Annotated in this window: 21 protein-coding genes and 1 pseudogene; 9 read left to right on the top strand and 13 right to left on the bottom strand. The window is 69.4% G+C overall.

The features are described 5' to 3' along the window. Positions 1 to 68: 68 nt before the first annotated feature. Genes ACNS84_RS09550 through ACNS84_RS09540 form a run of 3 tightly spaced genes read left to right on the top strand, consistent with a single transcriptional unit; the run spans position 69 to position 3,410 of the window. A complete protein-coding gene (locus ACNS84_RS09550; protein ID WP_435074610.1) occupies positions 69 to 1,496 on the top strand; it encodes a hypothetical protein in 1,428 nt (475 codons plus the stop codon). Next, entirely contained in the window at positions 1,489 to 2,238 is a 750-nt protein-coding gene (locus ACNS84_RS09545; protein WP_435074609.1) for an ABC transporter ATP-binding protein, read from the top strand. Before ACNS84_RS09550 ends, ACNS84_RS09545 begins: the two co-directional genes overlap by 8 nt. Next, a complete protein-coding gene (locus tag ACNS84_RS09540) occupies positions 2,235 to 3,410 on the top strand; it encodes an ABC transporter permease (RefSeq protein WP_435074608.1) in 1,176 nt (391 codons plus the stop codon). The genes ACNS84_RS09545 and ACNS84_RS09540 overlap by 4 nt, the downstream gene beginning before the upstream one ends. A gap of 41 nt (positions 3,411 to 3,451) precedes the next feature. Here ACNS84_RS09540 and ACNS84_RS09535 read toward each other — a convergent pair whose 3' ends face one another. The 8 genes from ACNS84_RS09535 to ACNS84_RS09500 form a co-directional block, all read right to left on the bottom strand. Then, entirely contained in the window at positions 3,452 to 4,021 is a 570-nt protein-coding gene (locus ACNS84_RS09535) for a dihydrofolate reductase (protein WP_435074607.1), read from the bottom strand. Continuing rightward, complete coding sequence (thyA, locus tag ACNS84_RS09530) at positions 4,021 to 5,049, bottom strand: thymidylate synthase (protein WP_435074606.1); 1,029 nt, start codon at positions 5,047 to 5,049, stop codon at positions 4,021 to 4,023. Before thyA ends, ACNS84_RS09535 begins: the two co-directional genes overlap by 1 nt. A gap of 459 nt (positions 5,050 to 5,508) precedes the next feature. Further along, a complete protein-coding gene (locus tag ACNS84_RS09525; protein WP_435074605.1) occupies positions 5,509 to 5,907 on the bottom strand; it encodes a DUF7975 family protein in 399 nt (132 codons plus the stop codon). A 65-nt stretch (positions 5,908 to 5,972) separates the two neighbouring features. Then, on the bottom strand, positions 5,973 to 7,133 hold the full coding sequence (locus ACNS84_RS09520; protein WP_435074604.1) for a DUF7118 family protein: 1,161 nt from the start codon (positions 7,131 to 7,133) through the stop codon (positions 5,973 to 5,975). Further along, positions 7,134 to 7,538, bottom strand: coding sequence for a phosphoribosyl-AMP cyclohydrolase (hisI, locus tag ACNS84_RS09515; RefSeq protein WP_435074603.1), 405 nt, complete (start codon positions 7,536 to 7,538; stop codon positions 7,134 to 7,136). It abuts the gene before it with no gap. A gap of 64 nt (positions 7,539 to 7,602) precedes the next feature. Beyond that, on the bottom strand, positions 7,603 to 8,121 hold the full coding sequence (locus ACNS84_RS09510) for a GNAT family N-acetyltransferase (RefSeq protein ID WP_435074602.1): 519 nt from the start codon (positions 8,119 to 8,121) through the stop codon (positions 7,603 to 7,605). After that, complete coding sequence (locus tag ACNS84_RS09505; protein WP_435074601.1) at positions 8,118 to 9,512, bottom strand: DUF92 domain-containing protein; 1,395 nt, start codon at positions 9,510 to 9,512, stop codon at positions 8,118 to 8,120. Before ACNS84_RS09505 ends, ACNS84_RS09510 begins: the two co-directional genes overlap by 4 nt. Positions 9,513 to 9,774: 262 nt before the next feature. Then, entirely contained in the window at positions 9,775 to 10,554 is a 780-nt protein-coding gene (locus ACNS84_RS09500; RefSeq protein WP_435074600.1) for an HAD-IIA family hydrolase, read from the bottom strand. A gap of 144 nt (positions 10,555 to 10,698) precedes the next feature. On the opposite strand from ACNS84_RS09500, the gene ACNS84_RS09495 reads away from it, so the two are divergent. Beyond that, positions 10,699 to 11,472 (top strand): GTP cyclohydrolase III, encoded by a 774-nt coding sequence (locus ACNS84_RS09495; protein WP_435074599.1) that lies wholly within the window; start codon positions 10,699 to 10,701, stop codon positions 11,470 to 11,472. Positions 11,473 to 11,586: 114 nt separating this feature from the next. Then, positions 11,587 to 11,823, top strand: a complete 237-nt coding sequence (locus tag ACNS84_RS09490) for a hypothetical protein (RefSeq protein ID WP_435074598.1) — start codon at positions 11,587 to 11,589, stop codon at positions 11,821 to 11,823. Between the two features lie 99 nt (positions 11,824 to 11,922). Here the strand turns inward: ACNS84_RS09490 and ACNS84_RS09485 are convergent, their stop codons facing one another. From ACNS84_RS09485 to ACNS84_RS09475, 3 genes and pseudogenes are all read right to left on the bottom strand, one after another. Then, on the bottom strand, positions 11,923 to 12,129 hold the full coding sequence (locus ACNS84_RS09485) for a DUF8149 family protein (protein ID WP_435074597.1): 207 nt from the start codon (positions 12,127 to 12,129) through the stop codon (positions 11,923 to 11,925). Between the two features lie 260 nt (positions 12,130 to 12,389). Then, positions 12,390 to 12,563: pseudogene (locus ACNS84_RS09480) on the bottom strand (PadR family transcriptional regulator); the annotation flags it as partial. Positions 12,564 to 12,636: 73 nt separating this feature from the next. Further along, positions 12,637 to 13,833, bottom strand: coding sequence for a lycopene cyclase domain-containing protein (locus ACNS84_RS09475; RefSeq protein ID WP_435074596.1), 1,197 nt, complete (start codon positions 13,831 to 13,833; stop codon positions 12,637 to 12,639). Between the two features lie 138 nt (positions 13,834 to 13,971). Between ACNS84_RS09475 and ACNS84_RS09470 the strand changes: the two genes are divergently transcribed. From ACNS84_RS09470 to ACNS84_RS09455, 4 genes are all read left to right on the top strand, one after another. Beyond that, positions 13,972 to 15,558, top strand: a complete 1,587-nt coding sequence (locus ACNS84_RS09470; protein ID WP_435074595.1) for a heme-binding protein — start codon at positions 13,972 to 13,974, stop codon at positions 15,556 to 15,558. A gap of 63 nt (positions 15,559 to 15,621) precedes the next feature. Continuing rightward, positions 15,622 to 16,086: a universal stress protein gene (locus tag ACNS84_RS09465; RefSeq protein WP_435074594.1), complete on the top strand. Its 465-nt coding sequence runs from the start codon at positions 15,622 to 15,624 to the stop codon at positions 16,084 to 16,086. 70 nt (positions 16,087 to 16,156) lie between these two features. Further along, on the top strand, positions 16,157 to 17,398 hold the full coding sequence (locus tag ACNS84_RS09460) for a DHH family phosphoesterase (protein ID WP_435074593.1): 1,242 nt from the start codon (positions 16,157 to 16,159) through the stop codon (positions 17,396 to 17,398). Positions 17,399 to 17,449: 51 nt separating this feature from the next. Then, on the top strand, positions 17,450 to 18,412 hold the full coding sequence (locus ACNS84_RS09455) for a carbohydrate kinase family protein (RefSeq protein WP_435074592.1): 963 nt from the start codon (positions 17,450 to 17,452) through the stop codon (positions 18,410 to 18,412). Positions 18,413 to 18,460: 48 nt separating this feature from the next. Here the strand turns inward: ACNS84_RS09455 and ACNS84_RS09450 are convergent, their stop codons facing one another. Together ACNS84_RS09450 and ACNS84_RS09445 are read right to left on the bottom strand one after the other, a co-directional pair. After that, a complete protein-coding gene (locus ACNS84_RS09450) occupies positions 18,461 to 19,054 on the bottom strand; it encodes a DUF7411 family protein (RefSeq protein WP_435074591.1) in 594 nt (197 codons plus the stop codon). After that, the gene (locus ACNS84_RS09445; RefSeq protein ID WP_435074590.1) at positions 19,055 to 19,405 is read right to left on the bottom strand and encodes a DNA-binding protein; all 351 of its coding nucleotides are present in this window, start codon (positions 19,403 to 19,405) and stop codon (positions 19,055 to 19,057) included. It lies immediately after the preceding gene. Positions 19,406 to 19,492: the final 87 nt, after the last annotated feature.

The following is a 19,492-nucleotide window of genomic DNA, read 5'->3' as shown; positions in this document are numbered from 1 at the left end:
CGTTGACGCGAGCCCGCGACGACGGCGTGCGACCGGAGGAGTCCGTGACCCTCGGCTACGACGGATATATGTCAATCGCTCCCCTAACAGGGTCGACATTGATTCTTTCACGAACGACGGCCGCGCTGCTCGCCCTCCTCATGCTGTTCGCGGCCATCGGCGGAGTCGCGGCCGTCCCCGACGCTCGGATCGGGATCGATGCGGTCGAGCCCGGTTCGACCGAACCCGTCGTCGGCGAACGCACGGCGCTGAACGTCAGCGTCTCGAACTCCGGCGGGAGTCCCGACGCCGCCGACGTGACGAGCGTCAGCGTGTTCGACCCGGACGCGGACGATGACGCGAAGCCGCTGGACGAGGCGACCGCCGTCGGAGCGCTCTCACCCGGCGACGCGCTCGAGGTCGAGTTGTGGACGCGGTTCGACGAGCCGGGTGAACGGCGGCTCACCGTCGAAGTCGTCGCGGAGGGAGAGGCGGTCGGAGACGACGAGGAGCCGGAGACCGTCACCGTGACGCGCGACGTCGTCGTCGACGTCCAGCCCGCAGAGGTGACGCTCGACCTCCGAACCCGTGGGCTCGCGCCCGGAGACCTCCAAAACGAGGATGAGGGGCAGAACGCCGGTGGCATCGACGTCGGCGGCATTCAGGGCCTCTTCGGCGGCGGTGGCGGCGGACTCGACACAGGCGAGGACGCCGAGGAGGTCGTGCAAGCCGCCGATTCCCCGGTGGCGGTCACCGTAGTCAACACGGGGACCACCACCGCGGACCGCGTGAGCCTGACCGCGGTCGGTGAACCGATCGCGGGTGCCGAAGGTGGTGCCGACAGCGAGGACGGAGCCGACTCGACCGCAGCCAGCGGGTTCGCGGCCGGCCCGTACGTCGTCGAGGACGTGGCGCCCGGCGAGGAGCGCGAAGTCGTCGTCGACCTCGGTCCGCTCGACCGGCGCTCCGCGGTGACGTTCACGGCGACGTTCCGGTCTGGACTCGACGCGCAAGCGGGCGCCGGCGCTGAGCGCACGGCGACGTCGACGCTCCAGTACCCGGCACACGAGGCGGCGCCGACGATCACGGACGCGACGGTCGAGACGGCCGAGGACGGCACGGTACGCATCGACGCCAACCTCGGTAACTCGGGGAGCGGTACGCTGGATGGCGTCGTCGTCTCCGTCGGGGAGGCGCCGGGCGTCGCGCCGACTCCGGGCGGGAGAGAGTACTTCGTCGGGTCGGTCGGCGCCGGCGACTTCGTCGCCTTCGACCTGCGTACCTCGGTGAACGCGTCGGTCGCCGACGAGGTCCCGGTCCGGATCGCGTACACCGAGCGCGGCGTTCGGTACGTCGAGACCGACACGGTGGCGCTCCCCGACGCGGACGGAGGGAGCGACGGCGGCTCCGGATCGGGCGGCGTGTTCGGGACGCTCGGTGTGATCGGGACGATAGGCCTCGTCGGCGCCGCCGGCCTCGCCGTCGTCGGTGGCGTGGTGCGTCGCCGCGATGTATAGCGTCGAACTTCGCGGCGTGACGAAGCGCTATCCCGGCGGGGGCGCGGAGCCGGTCGTCGCGCTCGACGACGTCGACTTCGCGGTGAAACCGGGCGAGTTCGTCGCTGTCGTCGGGCCGAGCGGCTCGGGGAAGTCGACGCTGTTGAACGTACTCGGGTTGCTCGACGACCCCACCGAGGGACAGCGGATCCTCGACGGGACGGACGTGACCGACCTCTCTATCACCGAGCGTACGAGGGCGCGGAAGGAGTCAATCGGGTTCGTCTTCCAGGACTTCCATCTGTTGCCGACGCTGACGGCGGTCGAGAACGTCTCGCTCCCCACTGCGTTCGACCCCGGCGACGCGAGCGACCGCGCCGCCGACCTCCTCACTCGCTTCGGCCTCGGCGACCGGCTCGACCACGACCCCTCGGAGCTGTCTGGCGGGCAGAAACAACGGGTTGCCATCGCCCGGTCGCTGATCAACGAGCCGGCGGTGCTCCTCGCCGACGAGCCGACGGGGAACCTGGACACGGAGACGGGCGAATCGATCCTCGCCGAGTTCGAGCGAGTGAAATCGGAGGGGGTCGCGGTCGTGGCGGTGACGCACGACCCGCTCGTCGAGGAGTACGCCGACCGGGTGGTCGAACTCACCGACGGCGTGCTCGTCGGCGGGGTCCCGGAAGAACCCGACTCGGTGCGCAACGAGGGGAGTCCCGCTCCGCGCCGTCGCACCGGACCGGCGACCGCGGAGGACGGATGAGTCGAGACGAGGCGCCGGCGCGGTCGAGGTTCGGCGGGCGGTTGCGCGGGTGGCGGCCCGCGGTCTCGATGGCCGCACGGAACCTTCGGCGGAACCGGGTTCGGACCGCCCTCGCGGTGCTCGGTGTGTGCATCGGCGTCCTCGCGGTCGCGGCGCTCGGTATCTTCGGCAACGTGCTGGCGCTCGGCGCCGCCGACGCCATCGGAGACATCGGCACGCAGGTCGTGGTCTCGCCGAACGCAGACGCCGGCGTCGAATCGCTCTCGGAGGCGGACGTGGCCGACATTCGGCGCGCCGTCGACGGGCCGGCGGTCGTCCCTCTGTACTCCGACAACGCGATCGTCTCCACCCAAAACGCCCAGCAGTTCGCGACCGTCTACGGGGTCGAGGAGCCGGCGCTCGCGTTCGAGGCCGCGGAGGGACGGCTCCCCGAGCGCCATCGACAGGGCGCGATCGTCGGCGCGGGCGTCGCGGCGGACCTCGGTATCAGCGCCGGCGACACCGTCGGGATCGCCGGGAGACAGGTCCGGGTGGTCGCGGTGCTCGTCGAGAGCGAGACGTTCAGCCCCGTGGCCCCGGACGACGCCGTCCTCCTCCCCGAGTCCGCGTTCGTCGCCGACGGGTACGGACAGGTCCTCGTCGTCGCCGACTCGGGCGAGGCAGCGCGGGTCGCGGCCGACGACATCCGCGAGCAGGTGAACGCCCGCGAGGAGCGCGTCGATCTGTTCGAACTTGCCGCGATCGTCGACGAGATCAACGAGTTCTTCGGACTGCTCAGCACGTTCCTCCTCGGTCTGGGCGCCATCTCGCTCGTCGTCGCAGGCGTATCGATCCTCAACGTGATGCTGATGAGCACCGTCGAGCGCCGCCAAGAGATCGGCGTGATGCGCGCGGTCGGCGTGACCCGCCGCGACGTGTTACGAGTGCTGCTCGCGGAGGCCGGTCTGATCGGCGCGGCCGGGGCCGCCGCCGGAACCCTCCTCACCGTCGCGCTCGTCGCCGGACTCGTCGTCGCCACCGAGGAGGTCGACGCCGCGCTGGCGCTCGACCCGACGAACGGGTACTACCTCCTCCTCGCGCTGGGCTTCGGCGTTGGCGTGGGACTCGTCAGCGGCGCCTATCCTGCATGGAAGGCGGCAAACGAGCGTCCGGTCGAGGCGCTCCGAAACTGAGCGGCGTCGGGGGTGACGAGCGCGGCGAGCGCGCCCGCTGCTCACTCGGACGTGCGCTCGTAGGTGACGAACGCGATGGCGTCGTCGCCCTCCGCGTCCTCTGTCTCGGCGTTCGCGGCGACCTCGCGGTCGACCTCCCGCCACGTGTCGGCGTCCCACTCCGGAAAGCGCGTGTCGCCAGTGGGTCGCCCGGGAATCTCCGTCAACACCATCCGGTCTGCGCGGTCGAGGAACTGCTCGTAGACGGCGGCGCCACCGATCACGTACGCCTCGCTGACGCCGCGGTCGTCGGCGTCTGCGGCGGCGAGCGCGATCGCCTCCTCGACGTCGTTCGCGGCGACGGCCCCCTCGGGGAGGTCGAGGTCTCGTGTCGTCAACACGATGTTGGTGCGGTCGGGGAGCGGTCCCCCGACTCCGGCGGCGATGCTCTCGTAGGTCGTCCGGCCGACGATCACGGGATGGCCGGTCGTGAGTCGTTTGAAGTGCGCGAGATCGGCCGGGTGGTGCCACGGCATCTCGCCCTCGTCGCCGATGACGCCATTCTCGGCGACGGCGGCGACAATAACGAGGTCGACGGGAGACGAACCGCCCGGGGACGAGCCGTCGGTCATCACTCCGCGACCGCGAACGAGAGGCCGTCCGCGGAGTCGTAGTCGACGAGTCGGACGTCCTCGTACGTCAGTTCGTCCAGCGGGACGTCGGCGATCTCGATGCGGGGACGCTCGCGCGGCTCGCGCGATAGCTGTTCGAGTAGGCCGGGGACGTGGTCGTACCCCTCCTCGCCGGACGTCTCGTCGGGGGCGGTTCGCTCGACCCAGCTCTTCACGTCGAGGTAGTCCACCTTGCTCTCGGCGCTCGCGAGCCGCTCCTGTACGTACGGAAGGTTGTTCGCGTACCACTTCCCGCGCTCGCCGCGGCCGCAGTAGACGTGCGCGTCGACGACAGTGTGGCCGAACTCGCCCACCTCGAACCCCGTCCGTTGCGCGAGCGCGTTCGCGAGCAGGGCGTACGCGGCGATGTTGAACGGCACGCCGAGCGCGATGTCGCCCGACCGCTGCGTGAGGTGGAGGTTCAGTCGACCGTCCTGCACGTTCACCACGAACGTGTAGTGACACGGCGGGAGCGTGGAGGTCGCGGCGTTGGCGGGGTGCCACGCGTTGACGACCATCCGTCGCGAGCGCGGGTTCTCTTCGAGCGTGTCGAGCACGTACTGGATCTGGTCGAACGTCCGACGCTCGGTCCCGTCGGGGCCCTTCTCGACGGTCACCCAGCGGTGGGCGTCGTCGGGCCACGTCTCGCCGGGCAACGCGGCGTCCGCCTCCGGGACCGGGAACCGACGCCAAAATCGACCGTAGGCGGTGTCGAGACGTCCCTCCTCGTCGGCCCACGCGTCCCATATCTTCGTCTCCTCGCGGAGATTTTCGACGTGTTCCTCGCCGGAGAGGTACCAGAGCACCTCGTGGATGAGCGAGTTCCAGCGGTAGCCGTCCATCTTCTTCGTGGTGAGGAGCGGGAACCCCTCCGCGAGGTCGACGGTGTACTGCCCGCTGAACGACGCGATCGTGTCGACACCGGTCCGGTTCGGCTTGTAGGTGCCCGTCGACAGAGTGTCGTCGACGAGATCGAGGTACTGTTGCATGGTGGTCGGCGTCGCCCCCGTCCCACGGCACACGAGGCGACTGTCTATCGGGTCAAACGCGCCGCGGAAAGTAAGTGTGTCGTGAGCGACCCAGAGGTAGATGTCAACGCGCTCGTCGGCGTCGTCAACGTATAATCGGCCGAAGCGGTGGCGCGCCTCCGAGCGGTCGCTGGCGGAGACCGCGAGGTGTCCGCGAGGGAGTCAGTCGTCCGGAGCAACGCGAAGGACGACTGACGAGGTTGGGGAGGCGTGAGGCCGTGGTTGTGGTGCTGTGCGGCTGGAATCAAAGGGGCAGTCGGCTCCGGGAAAACGGGCGACGAAAGCACCGGAGGGAGTGAGCGACGCGAGCGACTGAGGAGCACAGCGAGCCCATCAATCGGAGTCGACTGGAGCTTTGGATCCTTCGCTCTGTCGCCGACGGTAGACTATAAACGACCGACGATAACCTCGCTGTCCAATTTATACCGTCGTCACCCACGCCCGGTACTCCTCGTCGAGCCCGTACACCTCGCGGAACGCGCGCTCCATGAATCCCGCCACGCGGTTCGCGTCGGAACGGGCGGTGACGACCGCGTTCGTCCCCTCGGCCTCCTCCGGACTCACGAGTTCGTCGATGCGAAACTCGGGGAACTCGCCCAGAAGATCTTTTAAACGATCCAGCTCGTCGTCGGTGCAGTCCAAGACGAGTTCCGTGCCGGCGAGCTGGATCCACGGCGCCACCTCGCCGCCCCCGGTGACGTCGCTGTCGGGGTCGACATCGACGGTCATCACGTCGCTCGAACGGGCGCGGTGAGCGGCCGCCGCGTCCGCGAACAGCTTCAGCCGCTCCGCCTCGGTCGCGGCGTCGAATCGAGTCATGTCACCACGTCAGCGCCCGCGGCTCTTGAAAGGACGCGACTCCCTCGCGTGATATATAACCGCCGCTACCGCTCCGTCTCCGCCAGCACGGCCGCGACGGTCTCGCGAGTGCGCTCGGCCTCGCGCACCCGGTCGTCGATGGCGCCCGTTCGCACCAGTTCCAACTCCGGCTCGTCGAGGGCGTCGCGCACCTCGGCGGCGCGACGGAGCCGCTCGTACTCGTCGTCGCGCGTGCGGTCGCGAACCGCTCGCAGTGTCGCGACCGTCTCGTCGTCTGCGACCCGCGAGACCAGCGGGATCAGTTCGTCGATCTCGTAGGCGAGTTCGTCGCCCCCGGCGGGCGGCCAGTCCAGCGTCAGCGGCTCGCCGTCGAGCCGCTCGATGTAGGTCCGGTGGACCGCGACGGCGGTCCGGAGCGCGCCGGGGTCGTCGACGTAGTGTTCAAGCTTGGAGTTTGAGTAGTCCGCGTACTCCAAGAGGGTCGGAAGCGGCTCCTCGCCGGCGCCGTACTCCGCGACGTACTCGGCCAAGTCCGTCGGCGGTACGGTGACGTCGACGAACGGCGTCGCGTCCGCACGGTCGAGGAAGGCGAAGGCGTCGCGGGCCGACGCCGACTTATAAAACTCGTCGAACGATTCGCGGACGGCTTCGTTGTACTCCGCAATCGGGTCGCGGAGGCGGGCGACGTCCGCGTCGAGGTCAGCGTCCGCCATCGCTGCGACCTCGCGGAGCTCGTCGAGCCGTGCGTCGAGGGACTTCCGAGCCTCGCGGGTGGCCTTGCGCGCGGCCCGGTAGTCGTCGAGCGCGTCGTCGCGGTCTGTGAGCAGGTCGACGTACTCACCGGCGGGCTCGAGCGCCTCGCGCGCCGCCTCGATGTCGCGCTCGGAGAGCCGCTTCTTGTCGACGGCCTCGTCGGCGGCCGCGAACGCGTCGGCTGCGAGCGCATCGTCGTCGACGTCGACCGCGTTGGCGAACTCGCCTTCGAACTGGACGTAGGCCGCGAAGTCCCCGCTGCCGACCGCGTCGTCCTCGTACTGCTCGATGATGCGGTGCGCGCGGCGGTACGTGTCCGCCGCGGCCTCGACGCGGTCGCGGCCGAGGTCGGCGATCCGAGTCTCGATCCGGCGGAGCTCGTCGTAGTGCTCGCGTAGCCTCGCGGCCGCCTCGCCGGCCTCGGCGACAGGGTCGGAATCGGTCGCCGCGCCGCGTCCCGCCGTGTCGCCCATTCAGTACACCTCGTCCGGGTCGAAGACGCGCTCACCGACCGTTTCGCCGTCGATAGTCCGGTGGAAACACGACCGGTGTCCCGTGTGGCACGCTCCGACGTTCTGGTCGACGAGGTACAGGAGGGTGTCGGCGTCGCAGTCGACGCGCACCTCACGGACCGCCTGCGTGTGTCCGGAGGAGCCGCCCTTGTGCCACAGTTCGTCGCGCGACCGGGAGTAGTAGTGCGCCTCGCCCGTCTCGCGGGTGCGCTCGAGCGCCTCCGGCGAGACGTACGCGAGCATCAGCACCTCGCCGGAGTCGGCGTCCTGGGCGACCGCGGGGACGAGACCGTCCTCGCCGAAGTCGACCTCGATAGGCTCGGCTGCGCCCTCGCTCGCGTCCCGGATCGCGTCGGCATCGCTCATGTCTCGGTCGACGTGCGGGGCTCGAATAGGCCTTTTGTCTGTTCCAGTTCCGGGAGGCGCGCGGTTACTCCCGGCGCAACACGAGCGCGTCGCCGTCGGGGTACGCGTCGGCGCGCCGGTCGACGACCGCGAACCCGACCTCGTCGTACAGCGCGAGCGCCCCGTCGTTGTCCGGGTGCGCCTGCAGCGTCACGGGGCCGGTCGCGTCCGCGAGCACGGCCGAGAGGAGACCGTGAGCGCGCCCCTCGCGACGGTAGTCGGGATCGACGACGAGTTCCGCCAGGTGGACTCCCGGTCGATTCGGAGCGTCGACCGGCAGTAGATAGCCGACGGCCCGCCCGTCGGCGGCGCTCACGAGCGCTGACCCGACCGCGAGCCCGTACTCCAAGAGGTCCGGGTTCGGCTGCCGGAGGAACGACTGCAGGTCCCGGATTCTGCCGGCGTCCGTCGGGCGGGCGGCGCGGACGCGCGGGTCGGGAGCGGGCCGCCCATCGTCAGAAGCGGCGGGTCTCTCGTCGGCCTCGACGGGAGGTCCGTCGGACGGGCGGGACTCGCCGCGACCGCCCTCGGGCGAATACGTCACGCCAGCGCCACCCCGAGCACGACCGCGACCGCCGCTCCCGAGAGTGTCGCGAGGAAGTTCACGACCTGATTCCCGACGCGGTCGCCCTCTATCGACGCGCCGAGGACGCTGTCGGCGGTCATCCCGGCGACGCCGGCGAGCACGACGACGCCCCCGCCGACGACGGGGCCACCGACGGGCATCCCGAACGCGGCGAGGCCACCGACGAGACCGGCGCCGGCGAGGCCGGCGAGTTCGCCCTGCCACGTGATCGCGCCGTCGGTGCCGGGTTCGACCCGGCGAAGGGTCGTGACGAGGCGCGGTCCGTCGAACAGCCCGCCGATCTCAGAGGAGAGCGTGTCGGCCATCGCGGTGGCGGTCGCCCCCGCGAAGGCGAACGCGAATGGGGTGGCGGGAACAGAGAGGTGGGGAGTCGCGGCGTACCCGAGGAGGGCGACGAGTGCGACCGCGGAGTTCGCGAGGACGTTTCCGGTACCACGGGCGCCTTCGTTCTCCTGGGCCACGCCGCGGTCGGCCTTCTCGTCGAAGCGGTATTTCGAGGCGAGACCGCCGACCGCGTAGAAGGCCATCAGCGTGAGGAACCAGCCGACGCCGCCGAGCACGACGGCGAGCAGCGCCGAGAGTACGCCCGTCAGCATGCCGGGGACCGAGGCGGTGCCGAGCGCGAAGGAGATGTACCCGAGCGCGACGGTCACGCCGAGACCAAACACGATGAGGGGAACGGTGACGGTCGGGTCGAGCGCGACGAATCCCCAGACCGCGAACGCGACGAGGATCATCGTGATGTGCGCGTCGCGGTCGAACACCAGCGACCGCACGAGCGCGGCGGTCAGGGCGGCCACGGACGCGAAGAAGACGAGGTCGGGGAGGCCGGTCGTGAGCGACGACGACACGCCGACGAGGTCGGTGCTCGGGGCAGGGAGGCTGCCGCCGAGGGAGAGTCCGCCGTCGGCACCGAGCATCTCGACTTGCAGCAGCACCGCAACCTGCCCGACGAGCGCCGCGAGCGTGCCGACCCCGACGTAGCCGGCGACGAGCGAGAACTCGTCGGTCGACCGGCGAGCGACGAGCGCTCGGCCCAGTCGCCCGCCACCGACGGCGAGCGCCGCCGCGGCGAACGCCTGGTAGGGGAGCGGAGCACGGGGGAGGGAAGCGAACAGCGCGAGGCCGGCGGCGGCGACCGAGAAGGCGACGAACCCGTAGAGACGCTCCTCCTCGCGGTCGCCCGGCAGTGCGAGCGTCTCGAACCATTCGCCGTCACGAATCCCGAAGAAAGCGAGGCTGGCGACGGCGAGGAACGGCACGACCGCGGCGTCGCCGAGCGTCGGCGCGAGAGCCGCGAGCGCGGCCACGGCGGCGAAGATACCCGCACGTCGGAGCCTCCGTATCACACCCTCGGCTACCCGGGACGAACACTTAACGGTCCCGACACCGGCCGGAAATCGCGTCGGCGGTCAGTATCGGTACTCGTTGAACTGGACTGCATGGCCCTCGATCACGTGGACGGGTTGCTCCGGGTCCTCGTCGTCGTCTCCCGTCGCCGCCTCGTGCGTGTCAACGCCACCCATACGCGACGGGAAGCGACTGTTACATATAAACCTTAGCCACGGGGCGGAAGTGGCGAGCGCGACCGATGGCTGAGCGTCGGTCCCTTCAGTCGATGACGCGGTCGATGTCGCCGAGGTCGTCGAGCACGTAGTCGGGGGTGACGTCGGCGGCGGCGAGACGGTCGTCGTCGGTCACGCCGGACCTGACGAGGACGGTCGTCATCCCGGCACGCTCGCCGAGTGCGATGTCGGTGTTCAGGCGGTCACCGACGACGAGACACTCCTCCGGCGGATAGGGGAGTCGCTCGCGTACCATCTCTATCGCGGGGTCCGACGGCTTGCCCAGGACGACGTCGGGCTCACGCTCGGCGACGCCGGCGACGGCGTCGATCACCGCGCCGGACCCGGGCACGTCGCGCTCGGGGGCCGGGATGACCACGTCGGGGTCGGTCCCGATGAACGGAACCCCCCGTTCCAGCGTCCACAGCGCTGTACAGAGGTCCTCGTAGTCGAACTCGCGATCGATGGAGACGACGAGAGCGTCGGCCGCGTCGACGTCGTCGGTCGTCGAGAGTCCGGCCTCCGTGAACTGGTCGAGCAGGCCGTCCTCGCCGATACACAGCAGTTCGTCGTCGGCGTGGTGGTCGCTGAGATACCGCGTCGTCACCGTTCCGGCCGTGAACACGCGGTCGACATCGACGTCGTACCCAGCGGCACCGAGTCGGTCGACGTACGCAGGCGGGGCCTTCGTCGGGTTGTTCGAGACGAACAGCGTCTCGATGCCCGCCGCTCGGAGGCGTCGGTAGCCGGCCGGAGCGCCGGGGATCGGATCGTTGCCTCGCACGACCGTGCCGTCCACGTCGAGGACGGCGCCGCTGAATGCCATGCCTTCCGTCGGGGCGCCACGGCCGTAGAGGTTGCGGGGCGGGTGTTGGGAGCGACTCCGACTATGGATTCCCACATCCGGTACCGGTTTCACCTTCGGGATAACGGAAGGGTAAAGCGGCGGGGCTTCGTACCGATTGCTACTGTGACGACGACCCAGGTGACCCTCGTCCAGATCGATAACTACGGTCCGTGGACGACGACGCCCGAGCCGCGTCGGGAGATGGACCTCCAAGCGCTCCAATCGCGGCTCTTCGCCGACATCGCCCAGTTCGTCGGCCACCGCGACGCGTACGTCTTCTTCACGCGCTTCGACAACATGATCGCCGTGACGAACGGCGTGGACGGCGCGGCCCACGCGGCGCTTCAGGAGTCGATCGGGAACCGGTATCCGGTGAGCATCAGCCTCGGCACTGCGGTCGCCGAGCGACCGGTCGACGCGCTGGAGGCCGCGAACCGGCAGCTCCAGGTGGAAGGGAGCGCCCAAGACGAGCACCGGACCGAAGTTCTCGCCGGCGAGTACCTCACTGAGACGACGGGTTCGGACCTCCAAATCGCTCACTTCGACGTGGTCGACGTGACCGGGAAGTACACCGACCGGCTCAACGAGTTTGACACGTTCATCAACATCGAACAGGCGTATGCCTCGGTCATGCGGTATCTCCGCGAGCAGCACGGCGCGCTCTCCTTCTTCGTTGGCGGCGACAACATCATCTCCGTCTGCCCCGACCTCCCCGAGCGCGCGTTCGCCGACGCGGTGGCGCACGTCAAAGAGGACGTGGGCGTGGAGCTACAGGTTGGCGTCGGGCGAGGCGCCTCCGCCCACGAGGCGGGCTTCGCCGCGAAACACGCACTGGAGGACTGCCGCCACGACGGAACGAGCGTCGAACTGTTCGGCGCGCCCGCAGTCAGCGACTGACGGGACGGCGACCGAGGCGAGGGACGTCGCTCGACCGTGCCGATTTCGTTCGTTATTCCTCGTGATAACTGCGACTCCACGTTTATATAGGGCGGTTGGGTAGCCTCCGGCAACATGTCTGATGAGATAGTGTTCGTCTGCACGGCGGACGGCTGCGACGAAGGTCCCTGGGAGGGCTCTCACGACGCGATGGCGCACTGCGCCGAACACCCCGATCACGGCTATACGGGGCGCCCGCGGATCGAGGTTGACGGCGACACGGTCATTCCGGCGACAGCGACGCGAAAGCGGGACAACCGGAACCTCCAGCACAAGGGCCACCCAAAGGGGGCCCTCGCGAAGAACGACTGAGCGACACGACCGACTCGAAAGGCGACTGATCGATTCGAACCCGGTTCGGCCCCGATGATCGGACCGGAAGCCGTCGGCGGCGGTCTCCGCTCGCTTCGGCTACGCGTCCTCGAAGAGGCCGAGATCCTCCGCGACGAGGTCGGCGAGCCGGTCTTTCAGTCCCGGTTCGACCTCGGCGATCTCCTCGCCGTCGTGTTTCCCGTCATTGTGTTTCTTGAGCGCGTCCGCCACGTCGGACAGGGGGACGCTGGTCTCCGTCTCGCACTCGGTGCACACGATCGGGACGGACGGTTCGTCGGTGGACATACGTCGGATAGTCGCGGGTCGACGGTATATGCCTTCGGGGGTGGCCCGAGCCTCCTCCCGTCGGCTCCGCGCCTGACGCGAACCACTCCCGAGCGCTATCCGGGCCACGCGCGTCCTCGTGACCGGGGCGACCGGCGGGACGGGTTACCGACCGGTAGCGGAGTCGTCGCCGCCCTCGGGGATGGGTCACTCTCGGCGGTCCCCTCCGCGTAGAACTCCTCCGGCGCGGCGTCGTCGCGCTCGACGCGCTCGGTGACTCATTCGTTCTCGAACTTGTAGAGGATCGGGTAGACGGAGCCGTACGAGGGCTCCCAGTGGCCGCCGCTGATCGCGGTGATATCACCCAGCAGCTCGTACCCGTACCGGGGCCGCTCGTCGAGCAGCTCCAACACGAGGTGCGAGATCAGTCCTTTCGGCGGCCCGCTTTTCCGCATCATCCCAACGTCTCTGAGTCGTCGTGAAAGCGTTTCGGTCGGGTTTCGATCGGCGATCGAACCGCGATCCCGTTCACGCCTGAGAATCGCTTCGAGGCGCGTCGTCCGACTCGGCCGAGAGCTTCCGGATGGCCTCGTGGACGCCGAGGACGAGTGCCGGCACGACGATCATGAAGAGGTGCTCCTCGATCGGGATCCCGAACAGGTCGTATCCGGTGCGCATCTTGATCTCGAAGACGCCGACCTCCAGCGTGTACCAGTCCCAGAGGTAGGCGATCGGATACAGAGCGGCGATCGTCCGGGCCGACCGACGGAGTGCGCCGGCGTAACGCAGCAGGCCGAACGCGACCGCGCCGAAGGCTATCTCGGTGGCGAGGTACGTGTACGGCCCGATAACGGTGACGTCCGGAAGCGGGGTGCCGGACAGCGGTCGGAACCAGACGGCCGCGATCAGGACGGCCAGGAAGACGTAGGCGCCGCGGATCAGGAGCATGGTCGCGATCTTCGGGCTGGCCCGCCTGGCCACCAGCGCTATCGTGCCGAACGCGAGCGCCGCGGCCGGCGCCGACGGGGGAAACAGTCCGCCGACCGTCCCCCAGAGGACGCCGACGAGCCCGGTCATCAGCAGGGAGAACGCCAGCGTCCGGGCTCGCGGCCGGCCGAGCAGCACCGAGACGGTCCGTTTGTCGATCGACCTGTCGTACGCGTAGTCCTGTTCGTCGTCGATGATCTTCACCCCGGCGAGCGTCACGAGGAAGACGAGCGCGAACCCGAGTATCGCCGCGGTCACCTCGGTCGTCTGGACGTAGAACCCGCCGAGCAGCGCGAGCGCGATACCGGTCGGATAGCCCAGCGTCGTGGTGAGCGGGTTCGTGTCGAGCTGCGGCGCGTGGAGGTACCCGACGAACCAGGTCGGGAGGGTGACGAGCGCGGCGCCCGGACCGACGAGCGCGCCGAGCGCGAGCGTGCAGACGGCGAAGGCGACGCCGGCGGCGAGGAGGGAGAGGCGGCAGCCGCGGACCGTCATCGGGTGGTCGTCGTCCTCGCCGCGCCGATAGAAGTCGACGTAGCCGTCCTTCACGTGTGCCGTGTACACCGCGAAGAAGATCGCGCTCATGTGGATCGCGCCCACCGAGAGCGCGAATTCGCCGGCGACAGCCGCACCGAACCACGAGGCCGCGAGCGGCGGCAGCATGAACACCGGATGGACCTGCGAGAGCAACGCCCGCAGGTCCGCCCGCAGTCCGCGTTCGTGCCGAGCGATGGCCATGCGCCACCAACGCGCTAATCACGATTAATCTTGTTGGGAGGTTCACAAGTGTGACACTTGGCTCGGCGAGGCGACTTCGGCCCCGGAGACGCGACGGCGACTCGCAAACCCCTAAGTCCCGGCGACCCAAGCCGGCGTATGGTCGAGGCACCACAGACCGAGGAGGGGTGGTTCGCGCTGCATGACTTCCGGTCCATCGACTGGGACGCGTGGCGCGACGCCCCCGAGCGAGAGCGGCGTCGAGCGATCGAAGAAGGCGAGGCCTTCCTGAAACACCGCGAGCTGCTCGCCGACGCCGACGAGGGCGACTCCGGGCTGTTCTCCGTGCTCGGACACAAGGCAGATCTGCTGTTCGTCCACTTCCGCCCGTCGCTCGATGATCTCTCGTCGATCGAGCGCCAGTTCGAGGACACCGCGCTCGCGAACTTCACCGAGCGGACGACATCGTACGTCTCCGTCACCGAGGTCTCCGGCTACGTCTCCGACGCGTACTTCGAGGAGGGGCCGGAGGAGGTCGACGCCGGCCTCCGGCGGTATATCGAGGGGAAGCTGACGCCGGATATTCCGGACGACGAGTACGTCTGCTTCTACCCGATGAGCAAGCGTCGCGGCGAGGAGTACAACTGGTACGACCTCTCGTTCGAGGACCGTGCCGACCTCATGGCCGGCCACGGCGAGGTCGGTAAGGAGTACGCCGGGAAGATCAAGCAGGTGATCGCATCCTCGGTCGGCCTCGACGATCACGAGTGGGGCGTCACGCTGTTCGGCGCCGACCCAACCGACATCAAGGACATCGTCTACGAGATGCGCTTCGACCCCGCCTCCTCCCGCTACGGCGAGTTCGGCGACTTCTACATCGGGCGGCGGTTCCCGCCCGCCGACCTCGGCGCGTACCTCGCGGGCGAGACCGTACCCACGGGCGACGGCGACGGAGCCCACGGCGAGGGGCACGACCACGCCGGCGCCGAGAGCAAGCACGCCGGCGGCGACGGACACGGGAGTCACGGCGAGGGGCACGACCACGCCGACGCCGGCGGCGGCTCCGCGCACGGCGACCACCCGCACGGTGAGGAGGGATCGGGCGGCGAGGGCGACCACCCGCACGCCGACGGAGACGCCGACGCGGGCGACGGGGTCGCCGACGAGGACATCCGCGGCGAGCTCGCGGACCTCGACATCTACGCCGGGAAGCCGCACGGCGAGGACGTGTACGCGACCGTGCTGTACAGCGAGGCCAACGTCGACGGCCTGTTCGACGAGGTCGAGGGGCTCCGCGGCAACTTCGACCACTACGGTACCCACGTGAAGACGGCGGTGTACGAGGGGCGCGCGACCGACCGGGCCGCGGTCGTCTCCATCTGGGAAACGGCGTCAGCGGCCGAGACCGCGGCCGGCTTCCTCTCGGAGCTGCCAGATATCGTCGCCCGCGCCGGCGAGGAGTCCGGCTTCGGGACGATGGGGATGTTCTACACCGTCAAGCCGGAGCATCAGAGCGACTTCGTCGACACGTTCGACGACGTCGGCGAGGTGCTCGCGGGGATGGACGGCCACGTCGAGACCGACCTGATGACCAACGTCGAGGACGAGAACGACATGTTCATCGCCAGCCAGTGGGAGGCGAAGGAGGACGCCATGACGTTTTTCGGCTCCGACGAGTTCCGCGAGACGGTCCAGTGGGGCCGCGAGGTGCTGGCCGACCGGCCGCGGCACGTCTTCCTCGCGTAACTCGACGGGACGTCCGCCCGCCGACCGCCTGTTTTTAACTATCGTCTCGGCGAACGGAGGCGTATGTTCGACACGATCGTGGTCGCGACCGACGGCTCCGACAGCGTGCGCCGGGCCGTCGACGTCGCGGTCGATATCGCCGCCCGCTTCGAGGCCGATGTCCACGCCGTCTACGTCGTCGACAGCGGGGAGGTCGACTCCACCCCCGACGAGGTCCGTGAGGACCTCCGCGACGCGCTCGGCGAGCGGGGCGAGCGCGCGCTCGAAGAAGTGACCGATGCCGTGACGGAGCACGCCCCCGGGCTGAACGTGACGGTCGAGGCGCGCGAGGGGCGACCGGCGACGGAAATCTCGGAGTACGCTCGCGACGTCGACGCCGACGTGGTCGCGATGGGCACACGCGGCCGACACGGCGAGAACCGGTTCCTCATCGGATCGGTCGCGGAGCGCGTCGTCCGGACGTGCCCGATCCCCGTACTCACCGTCCGTCAGCTCACCGACGAAGATCCCCGTCGAACGACGATCTGAGGAGCGAGCGCGGCGGACGCCGACAATCCGAGAACGGCGGAGTTTTCCCGCTCCCGCTCGGCTCGACGGTATGGACGACGACCTCATCGACGAGGCGGGGGTCCCCCGCTCACGGTACACGCGGCTGCCCGGAAAGGGCTTCTTCTACCCGGACTCGCTGGACGAAGAGCGCGGCGAGCGGCTGGCGAAGGAAGCGATCGAAGGCAGCGAGGCGGTCGTGATTGCCGACAGCGACGCCGACGGGCTCGCCTGCGCGGCGATGATCCGCGAGACGTACGACGCCGCGCTCGACGTCGCCGACTTCGAGTCGGCGCTCGCGGCGCGACTCCGGGACGACGATCCGGAAACCGACGACGCGTCGGATGGCGACTCGGAAGCGGAAGACGACGACCCGACCGCCGACGCCCACGCGCGCTCGCCGGTCGGGCTGGTCGCGGCGGGGCCGTACTCGCTCGACACCTCGCTCGAACGCGTGCTCGCGTACGCCGACGCCGACATCGACCTGTTTGTCTGTGACCTCTGCCCCGACGAGTACGAGTGGATCGCGGAGCCGCTAGAAGCGCTCTCGGAGACGGTCGACTCGATCCGATGGTTCGACCACCACCAGTGGGACGACGAGACGGCGGCGGCGGTCCGAGACCTCGGCGTCGACCTCGTGATCGGCGAGTCCGACGAGGAGTGCACCGCCGACGTGACGCTCCGGTCGCTCGACTACGAGTTCGACGACCGATGGACCGAGCTGGCGGCGGTGACGCGTGATCACGACCTCTGGATAAAGGAGGACCCGCGCTCGGACGACCTGGCCGACTACTCGTACTGGGCCGGGAGCGAGGAGTACGCGACGGTCGTCGGCGCCTACGGTGCCGACCTCCCCGAGACCGTCGAGGAGTTCGTCGCAGACCGCCGCGTCGAGAAGGAGGCCCGGATCGACGCCGCCGTCGACCGCGCGGTCGTCCACGAGGTCGGCGACTGGAGCGTCGCGGTGACGTACGGCCGCTGCTCGCAGAACGAGGTCGCGGAGACGCTCCGAGGCGAGGGCGCCGACGCCGCGGTGATCGTCAAGCCCGCCGGCTCCGCGTCGATCCGCGGCTCCGAGGGGTTCCAGCACGCCCACGAGGTCGCCGGGAAGGTGAACGGCGGCGGGCACCCGCAGGCCGCCGGCTGTAAGCCGGACATCTACGACGACATGCTCGATTACGCCCAGCACTGGACGACCGAGGGACAGGCCTGCAGGCGGGTCATCCTCGCCGCGTTCGAGGCTGTCGCCGAGGAGGTCGCGGCGGCGGAGACGGGCGAGGAGTCAGAGGAGTAGCGCGCCGGAGAACCGCACACTTTCATATCGACCGGCGGCCCCGTGTCACGCATGACGGATATTCTCGTGGCCGGCGAAACGCTGATCGACCTGCTCCCGGGGGCGGGAGAGACGCTTCACGACATCGACGGCTTCGCCCATCGACCGGGCGGTGCACCGGCCAACGTCGCAGTCGGGCTCTCTCGGCTCGACACGCCGCCGGCGTTCTGGACGCGCCTCGGCGGCGACCCGTTCGGCGACTTCCTCCAAGAGACGCTCAACGACGAAGGCGTGCCGGCGGCGGCGTTCGAGCGAGTCGACGGCAACACGACCCTCGCGGTCGTCTCGCCGCCCGGCGTCGAGGGCCGGCGCTTCCGGTTTTACGGCTCCGGGGACGTCACGTTCGGCTTCGAGTCCGAGTCGGTCCCGCGGGACGCGCTGGCATCGACTTCGTGGGTCCACCTCGGCGGCGTCGCCCTGACGCACCCGGAGGGCCGGGAGGCGATGCGCGAACTCGCCGCGGTCGCCGCTGAGAACGGCCGTACGGTGTCGTTCGACGTCAACTACCGTGAGGACCTCGTGCCGGATGGCGAGCAGGACGCCGTCGTCGACGCGGTCCGCGAAATCGTCGGCGTCAGCGACGTGGTGTTCGCCAGCGACGAGGACGTGGCGGCGACGGGGCTGTCGTCGCGCGAAGGCGAAGCGCTCGGCCACGACCTGTTGGACATCGGTCCACACACCGCCGTCGTCACGCTCGGGGAGGCGGGCGCGGTCGTCACCAGCGCGTCGTCGGCGCCGTGGGGCGAACGGACCGCCCGACACGCCGGCTTCGCGGTCGAGGCGGTCGATGTCACGGGGGCGGGCGACGCGTTCACGGCCGGGCTGATCGCCCGGCTCTCTGCTGGCGACACCGACCTCGACGGGGCGGTGGCGTTCGCCAACGCGACGGCCGCGCTCTCGGTGCAGGAACGGGGCGGGATGACGGCGCTCCCCTCGAAGGAAGCTGTGGAATCGTTCCTCGCGGAGCGTCGGTGAGCAGAGGCGCACCGTCTGAAAAATAGGCGAGTCAGGCGCAGGGCCGACCTAATCGTTCCGGCCGTGCACGTACGTCTGATCGTGAGCCGGGAACACCTCGTCGACGGTCTCCTCGCCGTGTTCCTCGGCGATGAGGGTTCGGAGTTCGTCCTCGTAGTCGGCCTTCGGCACCTCCTCGCTCGGTCCCTGCTGAACGTCGAACGTCTCCTCGACGAGCCGGTCGACGGCGTGGCGACCGAATCCCGACAGCGGGGAGATGTAGTCGATCTCGTGGCGGTCTTCGAGGCTCTGCGCCTGTGCGCGCGAGACCGTCGGCACCCGGTCGTCCCGGCGGGTGCCGTCCGCGATCGCATCGACGTCGCGGCGCGCGATCGTTTCCAGCGCGTGCTGGTGGACGCGCTGGATCCCGTTACGGGGGTAGCCGTCCGCGAGCATGGTCTCGACCGCCTCTTCGGCGACCGCTCGGTCGAGGTCGACGCGCTCGAACGGGAAGCCGAGCTCCGCGGCCGCCCGCTCGGCGTGCTCCCAGTCGTCGGTGAGTCCGAAGCTCCCGGTGACGCAGCGCACGTCGTAGAACCGATCGAGCAGGTGGGCGGCGAGCGAGGAGTCTTTCCCCCCGCTGTACAGGAGCGCGAGCTCCATCTATCGCCGCCGGATGTCGAAGCTCTGCTGTTCGGGCTGGAGTTCCTTCAGAAGATCCCGCATCTGGTCCTCGTCGATACGCCCCTGAACCCGGCCGCTCTGGGCCAGCGCCGCGACCTGCTGTTTCACCTTCTCGCCGAACTCCGGCTTCGACATCTCGACCGCGTTGAGCCGCTGGCGCGCGCCGTCGGTCAGGTACTGCTTGAGGACGGCCTCCTGCTGCGCGTCGGCGCGCTCCTGCGCCTCGCGCTGCGCCTCGGCGTCGCCGCCGCCCTGCTGCTGCTCGCGCAGCTCTTCCATCTTCTTCTCTCGCAGTTCTTCCAGTCGTTCGTCGTCGGGGTTCTCGCTCATACTGTCGCCTTCACGGTCCGCGCGAAAAACGATTTCGGAGGGAGCGGTGGTATCGGTGGAGACCGAGGGCGGTCGGACGGTCGCGTC

The sequence above is a fragment of the Halorubrum wangae genome (genome assembly GCF_051194135.1).
In the GTDB taxonomy this organism is placed as follows: Archaea; Halobacteriota; Halobacteria; order Halobacteriales; family Haloferacaceae; genus Halorubrum.
Note: the sequence above shows the minus strand (reverse complement) of the source record. Positions and strands in the feature narration are given on the sequence as shown.

Coding starts and splice junctions, on each gene's coding strand:
- ACNS84_RS09550 (WP_435074610.1), top strand. CDS start 69: ATGTCAATCGCTCCCCTAACAGGGTCGACATTGATTCTTTCACGAACG.
- ACNS84_RS09545 (WP_435074609.1), top strand. CDS start 1,489: ATGTATAGCGTCGAACTTCGCGGCGTGACGAAGCGCTATCCCGGCGGG.
- ACNS84_RS09540 (WP_435074608.1), top strand. CDS start 2,235: ATGAGTCGAGACGAGGCGCCGGCGCGGTCGAGGTTCGGCGGGCGGTTG.
- ACNS84_RS09535 (WP_435074607.1), bottom strand. CDS start 4,021: ATGACCGACGGCTCGTCCCCGGGCGGTTCGTCTCCCGTCGACCTCGTT.
- thyA (WP_435074606.1), bottom strand. CDS start 5,049: ATGCAACAGTACCTCGATCTCGTCGACGACACTCTGTCGACGGGCACC.
- ACNS84_RS09525 (WP_435074605.1), bottom strand. CDS start 5,907: ATGACTCGATTCGACGCCGCGACCGAGGCGGAGCGGCTGAAGCTGTTC.
- ACNS84_RS09520 (WP_435074604.1), bottom strand. CDS start 7,133: ATGGGCGACACGGCGGGACGCGGCGCGGCGACCGATTCCGACCCTGTC.
- hisI (WP_435074603.1), bottom strand. CDS start 7,538: ATGAGCGATGCCGACGCGATCCGGGACGCGAGCGAGGGCGCAGCCGAG.
- ACNS84_RS09500 (WP_435074600.1), bottom strand. CDS start 10,554: ATGGCATTCAGCGGCGCCGTCCTCGACGTGGACGGCACGGTCGTGCGA.
- ACNS84_RS09490 (WP_435074598.1), top strand. CDS start 11,587: ATGTCTGATGAGATAGTGTTCGTCTGCACGGCGGACGGCTGCGACGAA.
- ACNS84_RS09485 (WP_435074597.1), bottom strand. CDS start 12,129: ATGTCCACCGACGAACCGTCCGTCCCGATCGTGTGCACCGAGTGCGAG.
- ACNS84_RS09475 (WP_435074596.1), bottom strand. CDS start 13,833: ATGGCCATCGCTCGGCACGAACGCGGACTGCGGGCGGACCTGCGGGCG.
- ACNS84_RS09470 (WP_435074595.1), top strand. CDS start 13,972: ATGGTCGAGGCACCACAGACCGAGGAGGGGTGGTTCGCGCTGCATGAC.
- ACNS84_RS09465 (WP_435074594.1), top strand. CDS start 15,622: ATGTTCGACACGATCGTGGTCGCGACCGACGGCTCCGACAGCGTGCGC.
- ACNS84_RS09460 (WP_435074593.1), top strand. CDS start 16,157: ATGGACGACGACCTCATCGACGAGGCGGGGGTCCCCCGCTCACGGTAC.
- ACNS84_RS09455 (WP_435074592.1), top strand. CDS start 17,450: ATGACGGATATTCTCGTGGCCGGCGAAACGCTGATCGACCTGCTCCCG.
- ACNS84_RS09450 (WP_435074591.1), bottom strand. CDS start 19,054: ATGGAGCTCGCGCTCCTGTACAGCGGGGGGAAAGACTCCTCGCTCGCC.
- ACNS84_RS09445 (WP_435074590.1), bottom strand. CDS start 19,405: ATGAGCGAGAACCCCGACGACGAACGACTGGAAGAACTGCGAGAGAAG.